The following is a 21696-nucleotide window of genomic DNA, read 5'->3' as shown; positions in this document are numbered from 1 at the left end:
GCTGATGGGACGCGATGCCCATCGTGACCGCTCATCGGTGGCAAGGTGAGATGCCGCGCAATTCGCCTGCGGTGAAGTTCGGATCCGAAAGCATGACCACTCGCCGTGCTGAAGGCACCACTCGGCCGGGGCCCCTATGTGGGTGACGCTGCCCGGAACGCGCACTCGGTACAACAGGAATCGTGATTCCGTATGCGCAGCAAACCCCCACCACGCGCTCCCATGCGGCCCGGCAACAGGAGCACACCGGGGCCAAACGGTTCATCGTGGCAAGCGTCGACGCGGCCAATCCTCTGGCGAGGCAAGCCGCATGACGGCCTCAGCGTGGGGCAACCCGGTTGTGGGCGGCCGAGTGCTGCAGCAACACCGGCTGCGGCGGTTGGATGCCTGCACGCCGGCAATGCTCGGTATCGAATCGGCCCCCGCAGGGCACAACCCATCTTCTGGCGACACGGACTACGTGGTTCGCACCCACGACAGCGCGCTCCGCGCACGTCTAGCCAGTGCGAAGAATGGGGTCAGCACGGTCGTCACCATGACCGGTTCAATGATGGCAGGGAAAAAGAGAAGCGCCTGGGAGGCCATCAAAGATGGCGCGTTCATGTCGCAAGGTTGGGTTCTCTGGCCGCTGTTCCATCCTGCCACGCCCGAGGAACTCTCGGCTGTGCTCCCGTGTCTTCCACCGCGCAGCATTCTGTGGTTGCCTCAGCTTGAGCGTTACTTTCCTGGGCGCAGCCCGGCTGAGGACGACCGGCTAGCCCTGGCGTTACGGACGCTGCTCCACGACGAGCGCCGGGCCCCCATCGTCGTGCTGCTCACCACGTCGACTCGTCATTGGCGCGCACTGTCGATCCCTGACAACTCCGGCGTGCGCGCACCAGCGGAGCACCTTCGCCGACTGCTCTACGGCAGCGACATCGCAGTGCCATCATCCTTTACCTCAGACGAGATGGCACGGGCCAGGCAATCCCCTCATCCCGGCGTCGCGGAGGCAGCGCAACGCTGCCACGATGGCGAGGTCGTCCAATATCTGGCGGTGGTCCCCTACCTGCGGGCGAGATTCGACAATCTGCTCAAGCCCGAACGAGCGGTGCTTGACACTGCTCTCGATCTACGCCGACTTGGGCATTCGCCGTGGATGTCCAAGCAGCTTCTAGAGCAGGCGTGTGGCCTTGACGCAAGCCTCGGTGATTCGGCGTTTGTCGACGCTATCGGAAGCCTTCTGGAGCCGAATGCTGCGGGTGAAAGTATCCTCGTCGAGCGCACAACAGCGTCGGCTCGTGGCAGGTCGGTCGAATATCGAGTGCATGAATGGGTAGAGCGCCATGGAATCCGGCAACGCGCAACATTGGTCTTTCGTAGCGGCCTGCTCGATGCACTAAGCGAGCATGCCGACCCAGCGTGCCGAGTGGATCTCTCAGCGCAATGCGAAGCGCGTGGCATGCTACGCGAAGCGGTCGGCTTCGCGCTCCAGTACACTGATGAACGAGCGGGCTGGCGACGGGCTGGAACTCTACTCCAATCCCCTGGATGGATCGACGACGCCATCGCCTGTCTGCGCCAAGCCGTACTCATGGGCGATGCCGAAGCCCTGAGGTCGTTGTATCGACTGTGCGTCGAACAGGGGCGCCTCGGCGACCTCGCTGACTGGTGGCCTCGGCTCACGCCGGAAGAAACCGCGCAAACCTGGTTGATTCTCGGACACGTCCATACTTCCCTTGGTCGATCTCCACGCAAATCGTATCAGCGCGCCGCGCTTGCCGGTGATGACAGCGCTATGGCAATCGCAGCAGCCATCATGGCCGAAGAAGGCAAGCTCACTGAAGCTGTGCAATGGCTTGTCTCACTCGCGACCGAGGGACGATTCCGGGCCTTAAGAGCGTGTCTCATGTCGTGTGTTTGCGGAGTCTCTTGTGGCAGGTGAGTGCTGCTCCGAGGGTGAGGAAGGCGAGGAAGTGGGTGGCTTTGCGTTCGTAGCGCAGGGTTAGGCGCCGGTATCCGGTCAGCCAGGCCATCGTGCGTTCGATCACCCATCGGTGTTTGCCGAGCTTGTCGTTGGATTCGATGCCTTTGCGGGCGATGCGGACGGTGATGCCTCGGTCGCGGACCCAGCGACGGAGGTCGGCGTGATCATAGGCCTTGTCAGCGTGGAGCTTGCCGGGCTTGCGCCGGCGCGGTCCGCGCCGGGACTTGATCGCCGGGATGGCCTTGACCAGAGGTTTGAGGGCGGCAGAGTCGTTGGTGTTCGCCGCGGAGATCGCGACCGTCAGGGGTAGGCCGCCTCGTTCGGACAGCACGTGGATCTTCGAACCGGGTTTGCCCCGATCCACTGGACTCGGACCGGTCAAAGATCCCCTTTTTTGGCCCGTACGCAGGCACCGTCCACGATCGCGCGGGACCAGTCGAGCAGGCCCTGGCTACCGAGTTCGTCCAGGATCGCATGATGCAGCCGTCGCCACAGCCCAGCTTCAGTCCACTGGCCGAAGCGACGGTGCGCGGTTTGGAATGGCACCCCGAACGACGGCGGCAGATCCCGCCACGCACACCCGCTGGTCAGCACGTACACGATCGCGGTGAACACCGCACGCGCGTCCAGCGGCGCCGTGCCACCACCCTGCGGGCGCGGCTCGAACGCCGGAATCAACGGCTCCACCAGCGCCCACAACTCATCCGGCACCAACCGCAACGACAACCGATCAACCACAGCCAAGATCATCGCCTACGAGCGACCGATCACCACGTGAGACACGCTCTTAAGCGTGCTCGCCGAGGTCGGCGCGGAATACCAAGGGATCAAGACCACTCTATCAACGCTTCTCTCGGTGGGCCAGGACGGACTGCCCGAGGCATTTGTAGCCGGGGCCCGGATTCTGCTCGCCGAAGGAAACATCGGCGATGCCCTGGCGTGGTGCACGACAGCTGTTGAGGCTGGTGTCGACGAGGCTTACGTCGTAGGAACCGAGGTCCTGCTCCGGGCACGGATGACCGAACGAGCTCACGTGTGGGCAGCCACAGCGGCCGACAAGAACCTACCCGCATCCTTACTGCTGGTCGGCGATGCTTACGCGCGGGTACGAATGGATGACCTAGCCTTCGCGACCTATCGCCAAGCCGCGGAAACCGGCTGCCACATCGCCTACAAGTCCGGCGCTGAACTCGCCGCTCGCCGCGGCGCCGCAGACGATCTCCGCGGCTGGTATCGCCAGGCAGTCCGGCACGCCGTGGCACCTCCACTGCAACGGATCGTCTCTTTGCTCGTCGCTGAGGGGTTTCACGACCACGCCATCGCCTTCGTGTTCGAGACAACCGATGCAGCGGACGTCGCTGCTATCGCGCCGATCATTCCCAGCCTGATCGAACGTGATCGCATAGGCAGCGCAGTGGACAGAGTCGTCACCGCTACCGGCTGGAGTGAAAGCTACGTTTCGATGCAGTTGGCTGACGTAGTCATCGACGCAGGCGAAACGACTGTAGCTGCTGCCCTGTACCGCGCCGCGGCCGCTGGCGGATATCGGCCCGCCTATGAAGCCGGTGGTAAGGCGTTACTCAAAGCAGATCGTCCTTTGCTGGCGATCGAGCTGCTGACGGCAGGCCTCCAGGCTGATGTCGCGGGTGTCGAGTCACCGCTCGCGATCGCCTATGCTGCCACCAGGCAATTCGATCGAGCGCTCGACCTCATGGATAGACAACTGCAGCGAGGGGACCCCTCTGCTGCAGCGTTCGTCCTCGCCACCTGGACACGAGCAGGAACCAGGAGCACAACGACCGCTAGCAAATTCATGAAGAGCCCCTACGTTCGGCCACACAGCGACATTGGCGCCGACAAAGGGCCAGGAAGACCAAATGCGAAGAACTTATCGAAAGCGATCGGCTTACTCCAGCGTGCCGTGACGCTTCATGATCAAGCATCAATGATTGTTCTCGCTCAGCATCTCGAGTTGGCCGACCAATATACAGAAGCGTTGGCGATGCTCGCTAAGGCAACCGTATGCGGAGTACCGGACGCACGCGAACACCTCGAAGCTCAACTTGAACACTGTCAGGTAGACGCAGGTATGGATATCCGAAAATACGGTCTTACCAGTGAAAGTATGCCTGCCACCGAGTGGACGGTTCACCGATTCCCGGCCGCGAAGGGGATACTCGACGCATGGTGATCTCCGGGCGCGCGACGCTGGTCGGCAAACTGCGGTAAACACGCAACCTCGACGTAGGCCGTCTTGTGCCCGTTCGACGGAGGTCACGCCGACCAGCGCTGGTACTGCTCTTTACCATCGGCCCGTCGGTAACACCTTCCTGTCATGCCGTCCCTTTTGTCGATTGCGCTTGTTAAGCCGTGGCGGCATCCGCGCCACTTGCTAAAAGGCTAGATTGTCCCTGTCGTTCTCAAGACAATACCTATGATGACCAATGCGAATGCCACAATGATTCCCGCTGCAAAAAACTTCCAGCGCTGAGGGTGATCAAGCATGATCGGTGGTTCGCCGATGTCAATCGAAGCGGCCTCCTGGTTAAGTTGCGCGATGGCACGCTCGCCGGCACGCTGTATTGTGGCGACCACTTCGGAAGCATCCGGTATCGAGTTGATGGTCATATTGTACTCATATTTGAATTCCTCAAACCAGCGTGGTGTCGAGTTGAGGTTCAGTTGTTCGCACTGGCTCGTAGCCGCAGCCAAGGCGGCGGCGTTTGATTCTAGATGTTGCAGTCTTTCGCTGGCAACGTTCAAAATCGCGGCGTTGACTTCGAGGTCTCCTAATCGATAGGCGGCCGCCGACAATACGGCGGCATTTGCCTCCAGATCTCCGAGTCTATGCGAAGCCGCGTCTAGCGTCGCTATCGATTCGGCATCGAGGTAGTGAGTTTCTATTTTATTTAGCATGGTCTGGAGGATTTCGGCCGCGCCATTGCTGACGTCGCGTAATGAGCCGATCGCGCCTTCGATCTCCGGTATCGTGGACTTGGCGGCCTTGTCGAGCAATATTCCAAGTCGCTCCTCGGTCAGGTTGTCTAACCCGTTAATTTTATCTCGAAGGTTTTTTTCGCACGATACTTTCCAGGCTGCCAGATCTTTCGCTGGATACAGGTGTAGAGTGGCCTTGTTGTCGACCTTCGTGTGGTGGAATCTGCATAAAAGGATAAGATTTGAAAAAGCGTCGTACCGATCCTTCGGTAGCTTAATGTGCCTTGGACCATTAGGGTCCTCGGCATGAATATGCGCTATGTCCACATTTTTTCCGGGCTCGGACCCGAATAGCTTGACGGTTGGCTGTCTACATTGAGGAAAATAGCATCCGGTACTTAGACCAAGTCTCATGTGGTGGTTTTGCGGAGCTTCTTGAAGCAGGTCAGGGTGGCGGCGAGGGTGAGGAAGGCGAGGAAGTGGTTGGCGTTGCGTTCGTAGCGGATGGTGAGTCGTCGGTAACCGGTGAGCCAGGAGATTGTTCGTTCGATCACCCAGCGGTGTCGGCCGAGCTTCTCGCTGGTATCGATGCCTTTGCGGGCGATGCGCACCTGGATACCGCGCCGGTGAACCCAGGCACGTAAGTCAGCGTGGTCGTAGGCCTTGTCCGCGTGCAGCTTGCCGGGCTTGCGGCGGCACGGTCCGCGACGGGATCGGATCGCAGGAATCGCCTTCACCAATGGCTTGAGCGCGTAGGCATCGTTGGTGTTCGCAGCCGAAACACCAACAACAAGGGGTAGCCCCGCCCCCTCGGACAGGACATGGATCTTCGAGCCGGGCTTGCCGCGGTCCACCGGACTCGGCCCGGTCAGCGATCCCCCCTTTTCGCCCGCACGGCGGCCGCATCGACGATGACGCGGGACCAGTCGATCAACCCGCAGCCACCCAGTTCGTCCAGTACCGCGTGATGAAGCTGGCGCCACAACCCGGCCTTGGTCCACTGACTGAAACGGCGATGCGCGGTCTGGAACGGCACTCCGAACGACCGCGGCAGATCCCGCCACGAACACCCACTGGTCAGCACATACACGACCGCGGTGAACACCGCACGAGCCGGCAGCGGCGCTGTCCCGCCACCCTGCGGACGAGCCCGGAACTCCGGAACCAACGGCTCGACCAGCGCCCACAACTCGTCCGGGACCAATCGCATCGACAACCGATCAACCACGGCCCAAGATCATGACGGCACGACCGTCAAACCCACGTGAGACACGGTCTAAGGGCGAAGAGTGCGCTTCGCGTCGCTTCCGTGTAACTGCGCTTGTTCATGTCCCGCCTCACCTCTCTGTCGGTGGCTCATCGAGATGTTAGCGCCCGGGTCCGACATCCTCTGCCGCAGCGTGGAATTGGTTTGTGATCATTGCCGGGCCGACCTGGCGGATTATCGGCGGCCCGCCTCTGCCCAGCACAGTCATGCCCGCCGCGCGGGTCGAGTTCGACACCGCCTCATCGGCGGGCGCGCGGCTGGAACCTCTTGACGAGCTCTTTCCTGCGTCCATCGCCCCGACGTCGTGCTGGGTTTGTTACCTCGGTCAGCCGGCGTCGGCCCGGCGACTGCACCGGTCCGACCGGCTCCGCACGCAACTACGACAAGCGTGGGGCCGCGAAACGGTATCTCCGGCGTGGGTAACCAGGAGGTTCGACGCCGGCCGGTGGACACCGGTCAGGAAGACGTGTGCGCCGTCTTCCTACGCCGAAAACACCTCAGCTTCTTTCGAGACGTCGGCGGAAGCGTCGCGTTCGCCAGAGTTCACGCCGTCCTGGGGGAGATACTTTGGCTCTCGGGCGTGATGGTCCAGGTCCAGCTGGTGATGGCGGGCTCGCCGTGGTCCACGTACCAGCGGCGTACTGCTTCGGCCTCGTCCCAGAGGCGGCGGGGTCCGGACTGCCGGACGCGGTACTTGCCCTCGCCGAGGGGCACCACCGATGCCCAGGAGCCGGAGAGGGGATCGAGCAGCCAGGCAAGCTTGTACGGGCGCGCGTCGCTGCTGGGCTCGATCTCGTAGCGGCACGACCCGAGCGCGACGGCCAGTGCCCACCGTGACGAGGGCGTGCCGAGCAAGGGCCACGGGACCGTGGTGGTGACAGACTCGTCGGTTCCGTCCTGCTCCCAGTCTGGCAGAGTTGCGGGCGGCTGAGGGCTGCGGTGGGACCGCGACTCCATGAAGGCCACGCCCATGGGCAGTCTCACTCCAGTGGCGGTGCCATCACCGTGGACGGTGAACCGCACCAGCGGCCCGGCCGTCAGCGGCGTGCGGATCGGGACGATGACGTGCCCCCCTGCCCGGGTCTGCTCGATCCAGGCGTAGGGCACGCGACCGAGCGGGACTGCCGCGGTGGCGATGACACGGTCGAACGGTGCGTGATCGTCCCAACCGAAGGTGGCGTCGCGGGGAATGACCGTCACGTTGGCGACCTCGGCGGCCTGGAGTCTGCGCTCGGCGTGTTCGGCGATCCTGCGGTCCACCTCCATCGTGGTCACCTGCCCCGTGGGTCCGACCAGTTCAGCGATGAGCGCGGCGTTCAGGCCGGTGCCGGTTCCGATCTCGAGCACCGTATGGCCTGCGGACAGGTCCAGTTCCTTGAGCATGTTGAGCACGACCGAGGGTTGGGACGCCGAACAGGTCGGCAGGTCGCCGACCTCGGGCCAGTGCGTGCGGCCATCGTCGTACTGGGTGACGAGCGACCGGTTCGCGTAGACCGCCTCGCGCCACCCGGCGAGGTCGGTCCTGCGGTCGATCGGTCGGCGGCTGACCCAGATCTGGTCGGGAACGAAGTACTCCCGCGGTAAGGCTTCGAGAAGGGGGCCGAACTCGGCCGGCAGTAACCCCGCCGAGCTCAGCTCCTCGCGCAAGGCGCTAACGCCCTGCGCGGTGTCCGGAACGGTCACCCGTCCGAGCCGCTTTCCGTGGTGTGGCCGTCAGAGCCTTGCCCGGTGTGGTCGGTCTGGCTGTCATCGTCGCCCTTGTCGTGCCTGCCGTCGTAGGCCATGGCCTTCCCTTCACTTCCTCTGTCCGAAGCATCGCATTCACCGGTCAGTTCGGCTGTCCGCGAGATGAGTGAAGGTTGTGGGTAGCGTCGGGCTGTATCGCTGACCTCGAGCTGGCCGATCCGGACAGCGCGCTCACCGTCTGGTGCACGCGGCATTCGCGGTAGCTGCGCGGTGGCCGCGCAGGTCACCCGTGCCGTGCGCGAGATTCGCCCTCTGCGGCCGCGAACCTTTCGGGTGAACCGAAGCCAGTGGGCCGATATCGCCAGCCCGGTCAGCCCGCGGATAGCCGATCTGGTGTAGCCGGCTTCCCTATGCCGTGCTCGGCATGATCGGTGCCGGGTGTATGACACTTGCCGGCGCCCCATCAGCCGACGAAGCCGCCTACTCCCACCGCGACCTGCCCATGCAGTCCCGGGCCTGCGCTCTGGGCCCGCGGCCCGGCGCGGCACACACTGGCTCGCCTCGGCGAACCCAGGGCGGCACAGACCGCGCCTCCCCTACCTGGCGTTGTGCGGTCTGCGAAAGAGCTGATCACCGCGCGGGGGCCGACCTTCTCCGCCATACCCGCCCGGAACGATCGGTTCCCACGGCGCCGGAGCCGGTCTCGCCCGCACCAACTGGGCCAGCGAGACCCGCTACCGCAGCGGCGCCGTTGCCCCCGGCTTACCCGCGTCCTCGCCAGCACGTCCGGTGTCGAGCCGGTACGGGCCATGGTCGACGGTCAGCAGGTCGAGTCCTGGCCGGGCACCTCCTCGGCGGCCGACGCAGGTGAAGCGTGTCGTGATGCCGCCCGAGACGAGCTCAGTCACCTGCTGTGCGATGCCGGTCTGCGACTGTCGCCCGGTCGGGCCAGTCAGTCGGCCACCGAGACTGGCTCCGCTTTCACCGGGAAGTCTCGGAGCTTGCGGATGTTGCTGCACAGCAGGATCAACGCCGCCGCGCACACCGCGAACCCGGACACGATCATCGTTTCCCGCACCCCGACGCGGTCGCCGAGCACCCCGCCGATGAGCGCGCCGAGCGGAATCGTTCCATAGACGGCCATCCGCGCCGCTGATACGACGCGACCCAGGTACTCCCGCGGCACGTACCGTTGCCGGAACGTGCTGCCTATGACATTCGCCGACACGGTGAACATGGCCGCACCGATGCCGCCGAGCACGAAGATGACCATCAGCCATCCCGGCTGCGCGAAAGCCATGAGCAAACTGCACGGCCCGGACAATGAGTAGCAAATGAGCAGCCCGCGGGCCGTCCCGAACCGTTTCGCGACCCACGGCGCAACAAAAGCCCCGATGATCCCGCCCGCACCGGATGCGGCCAGGAGCACGCCTACCGCGCCTGCCGGTTGCTTCAGGTTGTGCAGCAGGAACAGCACCAGCACTGCGTGAGAGACGAATCCCGCCAGGTTGAAGCACGCCGAGAATGACGTGGTCACCCGGAGGATTTTATCCCCGGTGATGAACTTGATCCCACTCGCGACGTCGCGAAGGAGTGAGCGTTCCTCTTTGCGTTGCACTGGCGGCTCAGTGGCCTTGATGGCCCGGATGCACACCAGGGAGGCAAGGAAGGTGCCGGCGTCGATCGCCACACCGATGACCGGGGAGAACAGTTGCGCGAGCAGCCCGGCGGACCCGGGCCCGATCACCTGTACCGCCGACTCGCTGCCTTGCAGCTTCGAGTTCGCGCTCTGCAGTTGCGTCTCGGGCACGATCGACGGGAGGAACGGCTGATAGGCGGTCATGAAGAAGACATTCGAGACACCGACACCGAAAGCGGTCAGCATCAGGTGCGGCAGTGTCAGAACGTCCAGGACGTGGGCGAGGGGGACGCTGACGAGCAAGGCGAGGGAGACCACGTCGCAGGTGATGAGCACTGGGCGCTTGGGCATCCGGTCGATGATGGCGCCCGCCGGGAGGCCGAAAAGCAGCCAGGGCAGCCACGCCACGGCCTCCAGCAGGCCGAGTACGAAAGGACCGGCGTCCAGGAGGTAGACCGCCACCAGGGGAACGGAAAGCGTCGTAATCGTCGAGCCGAACTTGCTCGCCGTCTCACCGAACCACAGCAAACGGAAGTTCCGGTTGCCGAACACACTCGTCGATTCGCCCATTACCCCTCGAAACGTGGCTATGCAGGAACTGCGAGATCCTACCGTGATGTTCCGTGGGCTGCCGAAGACCCCTCGTACACCGAGATCGCCCTGGGTGAATCAGCGGTCATCTCGCCACCGGACCAGTCACTCCACCGCTGGGCCAAGCGTAAACCGACCGCACTCGCCATCTCGTCCAACTGGGCCGGAGTGTGGTAGTAGAACTGCGCCGGGACGAGTTCGACCTTGCCGTCCCGAAACGAGATTTCCTGGTTTTCCAGCACTTGCTTTTCCGTGTCGATGCGCGAGGCGACCAGGGTGACCGACTCCGCGGTGAGGTCACCGACGCGGACGCGGCTGGTCCACCCTCCCAAGCGCGATTCCATCGGCACGAAGGTTTCCAAGACGAGCCTGCCGCCCGGCGCTAGCGCGTCGGCGGCGAAGCGGAGGAAGCGCTTCTGCGCGTCGTTGTCGCCGATCATGAAGAAGGTCATGAAAACGCAGTACACCAGGGCATAGTCGCCGGGGAACGGTGCCGCCGTCACGTCGTGGCGGCAGAGGGCGAGGTTGCGTACCGCCTTCTTCCTGGCGATCGTCAGCATCTCCTCGCTCGAATCCACCCCGGCGATCTGGCAGCCGCCGGCCGCGAGCGCTTCGGCGACGTGCCCGGTGCCGACGCCGATCTCCAGCGCGGGCCCGCTGCCGCAAAGCCGTCGCAGTGCCGCGGCCGCGGCACTCGCTTCGGCGGCTCTGTCGGCGAATCTGCGGTCGTAGTCCTCGGCGATGGCGCGACCGTAGGTTTCGGCGTCGTAGCCTTTCACTGCCTGGATCCCTTCCCGTCGACCGGATTGGCGTGGACCGTGTCCCGGTGCGGCTCCAGATACGAGGCCACCACCCCGGCCGGTTCCGGCTCAAGAACTATCGAATAGTGATTCGACGATGGAACCGTGACGACCGGAATGCGTGTTTCCACCGCCGAAATGTCCGGATAATACGGTGTTGCCTGGTTCAGCATTCCGCGTTCGGCTCGCACGAGAATCGCCGGGTGCTTCAGGTTCGCCCAGGCGGCGGGCAGGTCCTTGCCAAGGAAAATGTCCTCGGCGTCGCCCCGGATCGCGTCCCAGGACACGCTGCTCCGGTATCCCCCGTCCTCGGCCGGGACCAGGTCGTAGTCGACGAAGTCCTCGATCACCTCGTTCCAGGAGGTGATCGCCGGATGATCGTGCCAGTACTGCCGGTAGGCCTCGTGATCGGCGAACCGCATGGACAGTCGTTTCGCCGCAGGTGAGGTGATGTTCTCCGGATTCGCCGACGCCTCGAAGTCCGCCGGCTTCGGTCGCGGCGGGCCGCCGTCGACCAGTACCAGCCGCCGGACCAGTTCGGGGTGCCGATGGGCCAGGACCAGCGCGACGAAGCCGCCGGATGAGTGACCGGCGACAGTCACCGGACCGGTTGCCGCGGTCGAGCACACGGAGCGGAGCACGGCGGCGCAATCGTCGGCGTACTGGGCCAGCCTGCGCTTTCTCAACTTGCCGACGCTGCGGCCACGCCCTCGCAGATCGAGGGCGATCAGGCTCCCCACACGGCTCTTGCCGTGGGATTGACGTGCGACTCCCGCCCACGACCGGTGGGACATGCTCGCGCCGTGGATCGCCAGGCAGTCCGGCGGCCCCTCGCCCCACGAGCACGCGGCGAGCTGCCCGCCACGGACGGGCACCGTGAACATGCGCTCCATGGTCTAGTGTCCGCGGTCGGCAGCGAGGATACCCTCCCGGGCAAGGCGGCGGCAGAGCACGAGCGCCGCGTGCGGGTCGACGTGCTGACCGAGATCGGCGGGGGTGAACGCGGCAGCGGCTGCGAGGTGCCGCAGCGCTGGTTCCAGCCAGGACGGCACCGACACCGACCGGTCGGCCGTGTCGAGTCTGAGACGGCCGTCGCCGTCTTGTTCGATTCCCATGATCGGAGCCATCACGGTCAACGGCGTGTGCGCGCCGATGTCGTCGGCGGCGGCGATGGCCTTGAACGCGCCTCGCCCGCCCCGCCTGGCCGGCTGCAGGAGCTTGTGGAAGTAGCCACCCACGGCATCGCGTACCGCCTCGTGTGACAAGGATCCGAGCAGTTCACCGATCCGCTTCTCGGTGATCTCGGCGAGCGGTCCAGCCGACTCGGCCGCGAAGGCCGGTGTCCGGTCACTCTGGCCCGTCACTGAGGCCACCTGGGCGGAGACGACACCGGCCAGCGCTTGTTCGAGCACCCGCGCCTGGCTCGGGACCTTGAACTGAATGGCCATATGCATGGAGAAGGAGTCCTCCGTGCGTGCCATGTGGCGGGTACCCTCCGGCATGTAGAAGACGTCGCCGGCCTCGAACGTGTGCGTCTGCACCGAGGCACCGGCTTCGGTGTCGATCTCCCAGGGCGTGGGGTGGATTTCCCAGCTCTTCCGGCCATGAAGTTGCACCACGAAGATGTCGTGCGGGTCCGAGTGCAGGTTGAAACCGCGGGCGCCGGGTGGGGTGATGAACAGGTTGACGCTGGTACGCAGGCCCAGGTCGGCCTCGAGGCCACGACAGAAATCACCGATCGCCGGCACGTACTCGTCGGCGTAGTTCAGCGTCATCGTGGCGCCCCTGGCGATGAAGGCGGCGACCCGTTCGGGGTCAGGGCTTCCCTCGGATGCCAGTTTGAGCACGCGCGAGACGTCCGACCGCGACTTGCCCTCGCTGCGCGCGGTGACCTCGGACCCGACTCGGACATACGACGAGGGCGGCACCGTCTGGCCGTTGCGGATAAGCCACAGGTGCGACACCCGGAGCAGGCGCGAGGCGAGCAGATGGTCGACGGTGTCCACGTCGATGAGGGAACCCGTCAGCCAGTCCGCGCCACGGTGCCGGAACCGGCGCTTGCCCCACACCTCGGCAAGTCGCGCGGGGTCGATGATCGCCGAAAGCACGTCGTGGTTTCCGCGGGACGGTTCCGGCGGGCAGCCTTCGGACTGGCGGTCGGTTGTGGAGATGTCGACTTCAGTCAGTGCCACGGCTCCCCCTGCGATCCGTTCGATGGCCGGAATTTCTACGTGATCGGCGCACGTGCGTTGCCTGGGGTTGTGGCCCCAGGCAACGCATCTCATGCGTCAGTCCAGGACGGTGGCTTCGTTGTGCGCCACGGTCACCGGAATCGACTCGTCGAACAGGTCGACGGAAACGTCTTCCATCATTGCAACCTCCCCTCGAAAAAGATGGCAGCAGTGAATGTATGAGCGCCATACACGATGAGGCGAAAAGAAATATTGGAACCGTGAGCCCCCGGAGCCGCTACCTTCTCACGTCATCGAAATCCGACCGTAGCAGCGCCATTGCACACTGTCAACGATTAACGACAACGGAGCGAACCTGGGTAAACCATATGACCAGACCTGCCCGGTACCGTGGTTCCCGATGCGTGTCAATAGCCCTTCCAGGCGTCCGCATGACAGAAAATGACTCAGCCGCGACAATTGTTTGTCACGCGCGTCGTTGCTATCGTCGTCGGCGCCGGTGCACGATCTTCGTGTGGCTCCGCGCGCCCGGGTCTCGCCGCGGAAAGGGCCGGTCAGCGATCGATCAGCACTGAGGGGGGCAATGGGGACGCATGTGTTCGCCGGGCCGACACTGGCCGCGGCCGAAGTACGAAAAATCCTTCCACTGGCCGAGATACACCCCCCGGTCAAGCACGGCGACCTCATCCGGCTCGCCCCGCGGCCGCACGACGTAGTCGTGATCATAGATGGTCTGTACCACCACCACCCAGCGGTGCGTCATAAAGAAATCCTGCGGGTACTGGAAACCGGCTGCCCGGTGATCGGCGCGGCCAGCATGGGTGCGCTCCGAGCCGCCGAAATGCATCCGTTCGGCATGATCGGAGCTGGCCGGATTTTCGAGATGTATCGCGATGGCGCCATTGAAGCGGACGACGAGGTGGCCGTCGCTCACACCGAAGCCCCCGATTACCGCAGCGTCAGCGAAGCACTCGTCAACGTGCGCTACACCCTCGACCACGCCACGAAATCTGGACTCATTTCCGCTGAGCAGAATGCGCAGGCCCTGGCGGTCGCCAAGGCAATCCCGTACGCCTGGCGGACATGGAAATCGATCACCAGGCAGGCCGATGAACACGGCACACCGCTGCAGGAGGCGATCGGACGGGTGGCTGAGTTCGCCCGAGCGGATCCCTGGGCCGCGAACCTGAAACGGCTCGACGCGATCGAAGGCCTGGCCGCCGCGCGTGACGCGACAACATCCGGCGCTGACCTGCGGCGACAGGTCAGCGCCTGTGCCGGTGGCGCCCCCTGGCAGACGGCGCACTACAAGAACTGGTGCCGGGAGTTCACCGGCGCGGAGGTGGACGGGTTCTTCGTTTCCCACCTCGATGCCTTCCGCTACCAGCAGCTCTACGAGGGCTCGTTCCCCCGGCTCTGGCGCAACTTCGTCCTGTGTCAGATCGCCGGCACGCGCACCGGCCCGCTCGAGGCAGCAGCGGCCGCCGCGGCCTCGGACGCCGGGGTGCTGCGGGAAGCGATCCCCGGCCGCACTCGCCGGCAGTGGCTGACCGAAGCGGAGAACCGCGAGTTCACCACCAGCCAGGCACGCACGGCCATCCTCGTCCGCTCGGCACGGATCTACCTGGAACTCGACACCCCCGCCAGGCTCGACCAGGACATCGCGGGCAACCTGCCCGCCTACCGCCCGGCCGTGGCCGAGTGTCTCGCCTTCAACGCCGCGGTAGCCGGGCGGGACCACACCATGACACCGGAACGCCTGAAGCCAGCACGCATCCGCGCTCACCTCGGCTCGGTCTGGAACGTGCCCGCGGACGGCCTCGACGCCGCGGCACAGGACCGTGGCTTCGCCACCAGTGAGGACGCCGTCGAGGCGGACCGGCCGTTCTTCCTGCGGAGGTTCCATGACCACGCATCCCGGTGAGCTCGCCGACCGGAAGGTGTTCACCTCGGGCACACACCGGGTCCGGCAGCCGGAGGAGACCTGGGAACTCATCCGGCCGGCACTCGCCGACTACGGCATCACCCGGGTCGCCGACGTCACCGGCCTGGACGTCATCGGCATTCCGGTCGTCGTCGCGGTACGGCCGCTGGCGCAGAGTCTCTCGGTCTCGCAAGGCAAGGGGCAGACGCTGCAGCTGGCCCGGATTTCGGCGGTGATGGAGTCGATCGAGATGTGGCACGCCGAGAACGCGTGCCCTCCGGCGCACTGGACCGCTGCTCCCGCACGCGGCCTCGGCCTGCCCTACCGGATCGAGGACCTGTACAACTCGCCGGCCAGCCTGATCGACGAGAACGTGCCCCTCGACTGGATCCGCGGCCAGGGCCTGGCCACCGGCACGACCGTCCCGGTCCCGAGGTCGTATGTCCAGCTCGCCATCATGGCGACCACGCACTGGCGCCCACCCGGCCTCTACGTCGAGAGCAACGGGCTCGCCTCCGGTAACAGCACCAGCGAGGCGCTCCTGCACGCCCTCTACGAGGTCATCGAGCGTGACGCGGTCAGCGCGGTGGCGTTCGACAGCGGCGAAGGGCGGCTGGACATCCGCGCCGCCACGATCGACGACGACGTGTGCGCCGTCCTCATCGAGCGGATCCGAGCCGCCGACGTCCACGTCAAGATCGACGCGATCCCGAACCGGTGGGGACTGCCTACCTTCCTGTGCTTCGTCTGGAGCGAGGACTTCCCGGTCTTCTCCGCAGGCTCGGGCACGCACTCCTCGCCGGGGGTCGCGCTCTCCAGGGCCATCACCGAGGCCGTGCAGAGCCGCTTGACCGCCATCAGCGGAACACGCGACGATCTTCCGGGTATCTACCCGCACATCCGGGCAGGGGCCGTAGCGGAGGTGTTCACCGCCGAGGCGCGCCACGCCTGGGGCGACCTGCAGTGGTCCAACCCGCAGTTCGCCGACGTCAGCAGCGAAGCCGACTCAGTCGCGCAGCTGGTGGCGGCGACCACCGGCACCGAACCGATCGTGGTCGACCTAAGCACCTCCGCCGATTTCGCGGTGGTGAAGGTCGTCTGCCCCGGGCTCACCAACACCACGCACCGCAAGTTCCCGCGTCCGGCGGATACCGAGGAGGACCCACGTGAGCTGGCTGCGAAAAATCTTCACGAAGCTGTTCCGGAAGAAGCCCAAGGACGATGACGAGCAGTTCATCTACCCGATGATGTGACGGCGTGGCCGCCGGGCGACCGGCAGTGAAGGAGGGCATGGTGACGAAACAACTCGACCGCCCCACCGCAAGCAGCCGCGTGACCTACGCGGCATCAATGGATTCCGAGGCGGTGATCGCCGATCCAGCGACGCTGGCGGCGTTGCGCACCGAACTGACCGCGTTCGGCCCCGCGACATCCTCCACGGTCGAGGAATTGGCCGCCGAGGCCAGCCGGTGGACGCGGGCCACCACCGGCCGCCTACTCCAGTTGCCGGACATGCCGGGTTCACCCGAATCGGCTCGCAGCCTGGTGGAGCAGGCCGCGCTCGCGGCGGCTCCCCTCGCGCTCGTGTCGGGCGCCTGGCTGCAATGGCTGGTGGCCCCGGGCAACGCCGAGCAAGAGCAGTCGATCCGGGCGCTGGCGTTGTATGCCTGCGATGTCGGCGTCGGCAACGCCGGCCTGTCCCGCGGCAACGTCTTCCTGGGGTTGCTGAGGCGACTGCGCATCGCCGACTACGCGGTGCCGTCCTCGCGGATAGCGGCGGACACGCGGATCGGTGACGACGCCTTCTACCTGCCGGCGCACTTGCTCGCGATGAGCCGCCACGCCGACCACCTGGGTCCGGAGATCCTCGGCGCGGATTTCTGCTTGCGCGTCGTCGGCTTGCAGCCCGTTCTCGTGATCGTCCAGCGCGCGCACCCCGATCTCGTCCACTGGCCCACGATCGATCCGTCGACCTCGCACATCGAAGGCCAGGACGCCGCTGTGGACCAGGCGCGCGGAATCGCCGCACTCGCCGGCACACGGCACGAGCGCGTGGTGGCCGGCTTCTGGTGGGCCCTGTCCTGCGTGAAAGCCTGGTATCACCAGCTGCTCCCGCAGTTGCGGCAGGCCGCCGACCCAGCCCACGAAATGGCACGGCTGCTGCGGCGCCGCGCGAGGGAAGGCGCGGTTTACCACGCGGAATACCGCATCGGTGGCCGGACCCTGTCCGACTGGCTGAAGCACTGCGACACCGACGCCGAAGCACTCCTCGACGCATTACGGTCCAGCCCCCTGGTCCGGCCGGGCGAACCGGAGCAGAGTCCGCTGGTGACCGCGCTCGTCCAACAGCGCGGCCCGATGTTCAGAGTGTTCTCCCCCGCCGATCTCGCCATCATCCGCAACTGGATCGCTTCCCTGCCCGACCACCACGCGAGCGCGCCCACCACCGGTGACGCGCCCCAGTTGGTCCCGCTGGCGACTGGCTCGGTCCCGCGTGCCCGGAACGGGGCGTCAGGGCCGATTACCTCACTGCGCGAAGCCTATCATCTGCTCCAGACCCGGACCTGCCCACCGCACGTGCACGACTACGCCAGAACCTACACACGGTCATGGCTGGCCCGCTCCGAGCACGGCATCCAGCAGGACGGCTCACCCCTCCCCGAATCCTGGACCGCCGCCGGCCTGCGAGGATGGCTCGTCGAACAACACGACCGGCACGCGGACGAGTTCGACAAGAACGAGCACCGCGCCATCCCGGCACGGGAAGCAGTCATCGAATCCGCCGTGCAGCAGGCCCCGCTGACGCTCATCGACGGCGCGTGGCTCCAAGGATTCACCGACTACGAACATGCCTGCTCACAGGTGGGTAATCCGCTGTTCAACACGTTCTGGGACGAACTCGGCAACGGTGAGGTCGAGCTGAACCACCCGGTGATCTACCGCGGGGTCCTGCACGAGATGGGGGTCGAGCTGCCACCGACCGGGTCGAAGGAGTTCGCCGCATTCCCGCGCTTCAAGGAAAGCTCCTTCGAGCTACCGGTCTACTGGCTGTCCGTGGGCAAGTTCCCGCGCACGCACCTGCCGGAACTGCTCGGGCTCAACCTGGCGATGGAACTGTCCGGCGTCGGCGGGAACTACCGGCGGGGGCGCATCATCCTCCGGGAATACGGGTTCAGCACCAGGTTCGTCGACATCCACAACACCATCGACAACGTAGCCACCGGGCACTCGGCCTGGGCCGCCGACGCGATCGACAACTACATGGCCGTGCTCGCGTCGAACCAGCCTGACGCGGCGCGCCGCGACGCCTGGCATCGGATCAAGGTCGGCTTCCGGTCGCTCACCCCGCCGGACGACCGGGCGGCCAGGCGCGCGGGCAAGCGCGCGGCGGCGGTGAGGTGACCGTGGAACGCGATCGAGTGGTCCTCGGCCTGTCGGCCTTCTACCACGACAGTGCCGCCGCGCTGGTCTCCGGCGGGCGGATCCTCGCCGCAGCACAGGAAGAACGGTTCACCCGCGTGCGGCACGATCGCGGGTTCCCGCTCAACGCGACCGCATACTGCCTCGATGAGCTCGGCGCCTCCCTCGACGACGTCGATGCGATCGCCTACTACGAGGAACCTCGGCTCAAGTTCTCCCGCATCCTCTCGACTTACCTGCAGGCCGCACCGTTCGGCTACCGGTCGTTCGAAGCGACCTTGCCGCAGTGGCTGTCGTGGAAGCTCCGCCCGGAACGGACTATCCGCAGCCGCCTCACCGAGCTGAACCGGGGCCGGGTGCCGAACCTCGAGACCAGGCTCCACCACCGCTCCCACGCGGCGTCCGCGTTCTTCCCCAGCCCGTTCGACTCGGCCGCGGTGCTGTGCGTCGACGGGGTTGGCGAACGAGCGACGACGAGCCTCTGGCTCGGGCGTGACCGCGCACTCAACCCCATCGCCGAGTTGCGCTTCCCGCATTCGCTGGGCCTGCTGTACTCCGCGTTCACCTACTTCTGCGGGTTCCGCGTGGATTCCGGCGAGTACAAGGTGATGGGACTCGCACCGTACGGCGAACCCCGGTACGCCGGCATCATCCTCGACAAGCTGGTCGAGCTGCGCGACGACGGGTCGTTCCACCTCGACATGCGGTACTTCGACTACCTGAGGGGCCAGGCGATGACCGGCCGGAGGTTCGCCGAGTTGTTCGGCGGACCGCGGCGAGAACCGGAAGGCCCGCTCACCCAGCGCGAATTCGACCTCGCCGCGTCGATCCAGGCCGTCACCGAAGAGATCATGCTCAGGCTGGCTCGCCACGCCCACCGCACCACCGGCGAGAAGAACCTCTGCCTGGCCGGTGGTGTAGCCCTGAACTGCGTAGCCAACGGCCGCATCCTGCGCGAGAGCCCTTTCGACCAAGTATGGGTGCAACCAGCGGCGGGCGACGCCGGAGGCGCCGTCGGCGCGGCTCTCGACGTCGCGATCTGCGGTGGCGCTCCCCGGCCCGACACCTCCCCCGGCGGTGACGGGATGAGCGGCGCGCTTTTGGGGCCTTCCTTCTCCAGTGGAGAGATCGCCGAATCGCTGGCGAACCGCGGCGCGGTGTTCCACGCCCGCACTACCGGCGAGATGGTGGCCGACGTGGCCCGCGCCCTGGCCGCCGGACAGGTGGTCGGCTGGTTCCAGGGCAGGATGGAATTCGGGCCGCGCGCACTGGGAAACAGGTCCATCCTGGGCGATCCCCGCCGTCCCGAAATGCAGTCGGCGATGAACCTGAAGATCAAATTCCGGGAGTCCTTCCGGCCGTTCGCGCCTTCCGTGCTGGCCGGCCGGTGCCGCGACTACTTCGCACTCGACACCGAAAGCCCGTACATGCTGCTGGTCGCTCCGGTACACGAGAAACAGCGCATAGTGTCCACGTCGGAGCGCTCCGGCTCAGGTCTCGATCTCCTGAAGGCCGAACGGTCCACTATTCCGGCCGTCACCCACGTCGACCACACCGCGCGAGTGCAGACCGTGGACGAGGCGAGAAACCCCCTCTACCACGCACTCCTGCAAGAATTCGACGACCTCACGGGCTGCCCGGTGCTCGTCAACACCTCGTTCAACGTTCGCGGGGAGCCGATCGTCTGCTCACCGGCCGACGCCTACGACTGCTTCATGCGCACAGACATCGACGTGCTCGCCATCGGCGATTTCCTGCTGTACAAGAAGGACCAGCCCGAATCGGCCCGCGCCCACGCCCTGTCGATGGTGTTCCCGCTCGACTGAGCATCACAGGAGATCCCGTGCTGAGAAACCTCCCGCTGTTCCTGGTGTACTTCCTCGTGATCTGCCCGCTGGCAGCGATACTGCAGCTGGCCCGTTTCCGACGGCAACGAGCACGGAGGAACGCCACCACGTTCTGGATCACCAGCCGGAGCGGGGGCGCAGGTTGCTGAAGAAACGCCGGGCGTGGGGTGGCGGCCTGTGGCAGCGAGCGGATCTACTGGCCCCGATGGCCATTCGTGTGGCGGCCACCCTTCGCATCGTGGACCATCTGGAGGCCGGGTACACCTCCGCTGCGCAGATCGCCGAGCGCACATCGGTGAACGCCGACGCCCTGCGCAGGCTGATGCGGCACCTGACCCGGATCGGCATCCTCGACCAGCCGCACGAGGACCGCTACCGGCCCACCCCGCTGGGACTGCACCTCAAGGCCGGTCACCCGGACGGCGTCCGCGAATGGCTCGACATCGAAGGCGGTGTCGGGCGCGCCGACCTGTGCTTCGTGGAACTGCTCCACAGCATCAGAACGGGCGAACCCTCGTTCCCCGTGCAGTTCGGTACTGCCTACTGGGCCGACCTCACCGATGACCCGCACCGGTGCAAATCGTTCGACGAACTCATGGCCCGGCGCATGACACTCGCAGCGGACGCGATCGCCGATGCCTACGACTGGCCGTCGCTGAACAGCGTCGTCGATATCGGCGGCGGGGACGGCACACTCGTGATGACCCTGCTCGACCGGTTCCCCGGCCTTCGCGGAGCGGTGTTCGAACTACCGGGACGTACCGGGCGCGCAGACGCCGGCGACCGGCCATCCGATGCCTTGGCACGTTTCCAGTCGATGCAAGGAGACTTCTTCGACGGCGTCCCGGATTCCTTCGACGCGTACCTGCTGTCCTCGATCCTTCACGACTGGGACGACCACCACTCCGCCCTCATTCTCCGCAACTGCGCGAAAGCCGCCGGGCGACGGGGACGGATACTGATCATCGAAACCCTCGGTTCAGGCAAGCCCAGCACCGAATCCGACTTGCGCATGCTCGCCTACACCGGAGGACGGGAACGAAACCTCGACGAGATCCGCTCACTGGCGCAGTCGAGCGGACTGTGCGTCGCAGGGGTTCACCCAGCTGCCCGAAGGTCCATCATCGAGTGCACGCCCAACGGGTGACGAGGGCCGGCTCTGATCCACGCCGGTAGGTCACGGTACGCACGTACGCCACCGCCGCCGGCGGATCCGCGGCCAGCTGGGCGGCTGAGCGATCAAGTCGGTCAGCCGCGGGAGCGAGTTCAGGTAGCCGAGCTTGAAGGTCACCCAGTCGGCGGGCGCGGCGTCGGGGTGAGCAAGCCGCGGGCGAGGCTGTCGTGGCTGTGTTGCAGCCGATTGTCGTTGACGCGGGCTGTCCGGCTGGTCGGCGAGCTACTGGAAGCACGAAGCGGGGCCCGGTAGT

At 65.7% G+C, this 21696-nt stretch carries 16 protein-coding genes; 7 read left to right on the top strand and 9 right to left on the bottom strand.

All coding sequences use genetic code 11. From position 1 onward, the window contains the following. Window positions 1-310: 310 nt before the first annotated feature. Window positions 311-1924 carry a hypothetical protein gene (locus JOM49_RS26555; RefSeq protein WP_209666938.1) on the top strand — a complete coding sequence of 538 codons (1614 nt, stop codon included), beginning with the start codon at window positions 311-313 and terminating at the stop codon, window positions 1922-1924. Here the strand turns inward: JOM49_RS26555 and JOM49_RS26550 are convergent. Further along, window positions 1887-2716, bottom strand: a protein-coding gene (locus JOM49_RS26550; protein WP_372444084.1) for an IS5 family transposase whose coding sequence is annotated in 2 segments (ribosomal slippage) — window positions 1887-2356 and window positions 2356-2716 — 831 coding nt in all. Because the reading frame shifts where the segments join, the coding sequence is not laid out codon by codon here. The two genes, JOM49_RS26555 and JOM49_RS26550, sit on opposite strands and share 38 nt — an antisense overlap. A gap of 43 nt (window positions 2717-2759) precedes the next feature. Between JOM49_RS26550 and JOM49_RS26545 the strand changes: the two genes are divergently transcribed. Further along, a complete protein-coding gene (locus tag JOM49_RS26545; RefSeq protein ID WP_209666937.1) occupies window positions 2760-4157 on the top strand; it encodes a tetratricopeptide repeat protein in 1398 nt (465 codons plus the stop codon). Between the two features lie 209 nt (window positions 4158-4366). Here JOM49_RS26545 and JOM49_RS26540 read toward each other — a convergent pair whose 3' ends face one another. From JOM49_RS26540 to JOM49_RS26510, 8 genes are all read right to left on the bottom strand, one after another. Continuing rightward, window positions 4367-5230 (bottom strand): hypothetical protein, encoded by an 864-nt coding sequence (locus JOM49_RS26540; RefSeq protein WP_209666936.1) that lies wholly within the window; start codon window positions 5228-5230, stop codon window positions 4367-4369. An 83-nt stretch (window positions 5231-5313) separates the two neighbouring features. Beyond that, window positions 5314-5886, bottom strand: a complete 573-nt coding sequence (locus tag JOM49_RS43330) for an IS5 family transposase (protein WP_308158882.1) — start codon at window positions 5884-5886, stop codon at window positions 5314-5316. Beyond that, window positions 5772-6113, bottom strand: coding sequence for a transposase (locus JOM49_RS43325; protein WP_245370930.1), 342 nt, complete (start codon window positions 6111-6113; stop codon window positions 5772-5774). Before JOM49_RS43325 ends, JOM49_RS43330 begins: the two co-directional genes overlap by 115 nt. A 600-nt stretch (window positions 6114-6713) precedes the next feature. Then, window positions 6714-7853: a methyltransferase domain-containing protein gene (locus JOM49_RS26530; RefSeq protein ID WP_308158881.1), complete on the bottom strand. Its 1140-nt coding sequence runs from the start codon at window positions 7851-7853 to the stop codon at window positions 6714-6716. Between the two features lie 955 nt (window positions 7854-8808). After that, window positions 8809-10065: an MFS transporter gene (locus JOM49_RS26525; protein ID WP_209666934.1), complete on the bottom strand. Its 1257-nt coding sequence runs from the start codon at window positions 10063-10065 to the stop codon at window positions 8809-8811. Between the two features lie 38 nt (window positions 10066-10103). Further along, window positions 10104-10865: a class I SAM-dependent methyltransferase gene (locus JOM49_RS26520; protein ID WP_209666933.1), complete on the bottom strand. Its 762-nt coding sequence runs from the start codon at window positions 10863-10865 to the stop codon at window positions 10104-10106. Continuing rightward, entirely contained in the window at window positions 10862-11770 is a 909-nt protein-coding gene (locus tag JOM49_RS26515; RefSeq protein ID WP_209666932.1) for an alpha/beta fold hydrolase, read from the bottom strand. The genes JOM49_RS26520 and JOM49_RS26515 overlap by 4 nt, the downstream gene beginning before the upstream one ends. A 12-nt stretch (window positions 11771-11782) precedes the next feature. Then, complete coding sequence (locus tag JOM49_RS26510; RefSeq protein WP_209666931.1) at window positions 11783-13078, bottom strand: JmjC domain-containing protein; 1296 nt, start codon at window positions 13076-13078, stop codon at window positions 11783-11785. A gap of 583 nt (window positions 13079-13661) precedes the next feature. On the opposite strand from JOM49_RS26510, the gene JOM49_RS26505 reads away from it, so the two are divergent. The 5 genes from JOM49_RS26505 (at window position 13662) to JOM49_RS26485 (ending at window position 21416) form a co-directional block, all read left to right on the top strand. Further along, window positions 13662-15002, top strand: coding sequence for a TfuA-like protein (locus JOM49_RS26505; RefSeq protein ID WP_209666930.1), 1341 nt, complete (start codon window positions 13662-13664; stop codon window positions 15000-15002). Beyond that, window positions 14983-16227, top strand: coding sequence for a YcaO-like family protein (locus tag JOM49_RS26500; RefSeq protein WP_209666929.1), 1245 nt, complete (start codon window positions 14983-14985; stop codon window positions 16225-16227). The genes JOM49_RS26505 and JOM49_RS26500 overlap by 20 nt, the downstream gene beginning before the upstream one ends. A 65-nt stretch (window positions 16228-16292) precedes the next feature. Next, a complete protein-coding gene (locus tag JOM49_RS26495) occupies window positions 16293-18404 on the top strand; it encodes an iron-containing redox enzyme family protein (protein ID WP_209666928.1) in 2112 nt (703 codons plus the stop codon). Window positions 18405-18406: 2 nt separating this feature from the next. Then, a complete protein-coding gene (locus JOM49_RS26490; protein WP_308158880.1) occupies window positions 18407-20248 on the top strand; it encodes a carbamoyltransferase family protein in 1842 nt (613 codons plus the stop codon). A gap of 226 nt (window positions 20249-20474) precedes the next feature. After that, complete coding sequence (locus JOM49_RS26485; protein WP_443626254.1) at window positions 20475-21416, top strand: methyltransferase; 942 nt, start codon at window positions 20475-20477, stop codon at window positions 21414-21416. The last annotated feature ends 280 nt before the right edge of the window (window positions 21417-21696 follow it).

This window comes from Amycolatopsis magusensis, assembly GCF_017875555.1.
Lineage (GTDB): Bacteria > Actinomycetota > Actinomycetes > Mycobacteriales > Pseudonocardiaceae > Amycolatopsis > Amycolatopsis magusensis.
The sequence above is the reverse complement of the archived record's forward strand: the minus strand, read 5'-3'. Positions and strand labels throughout refer to the sequence as shown.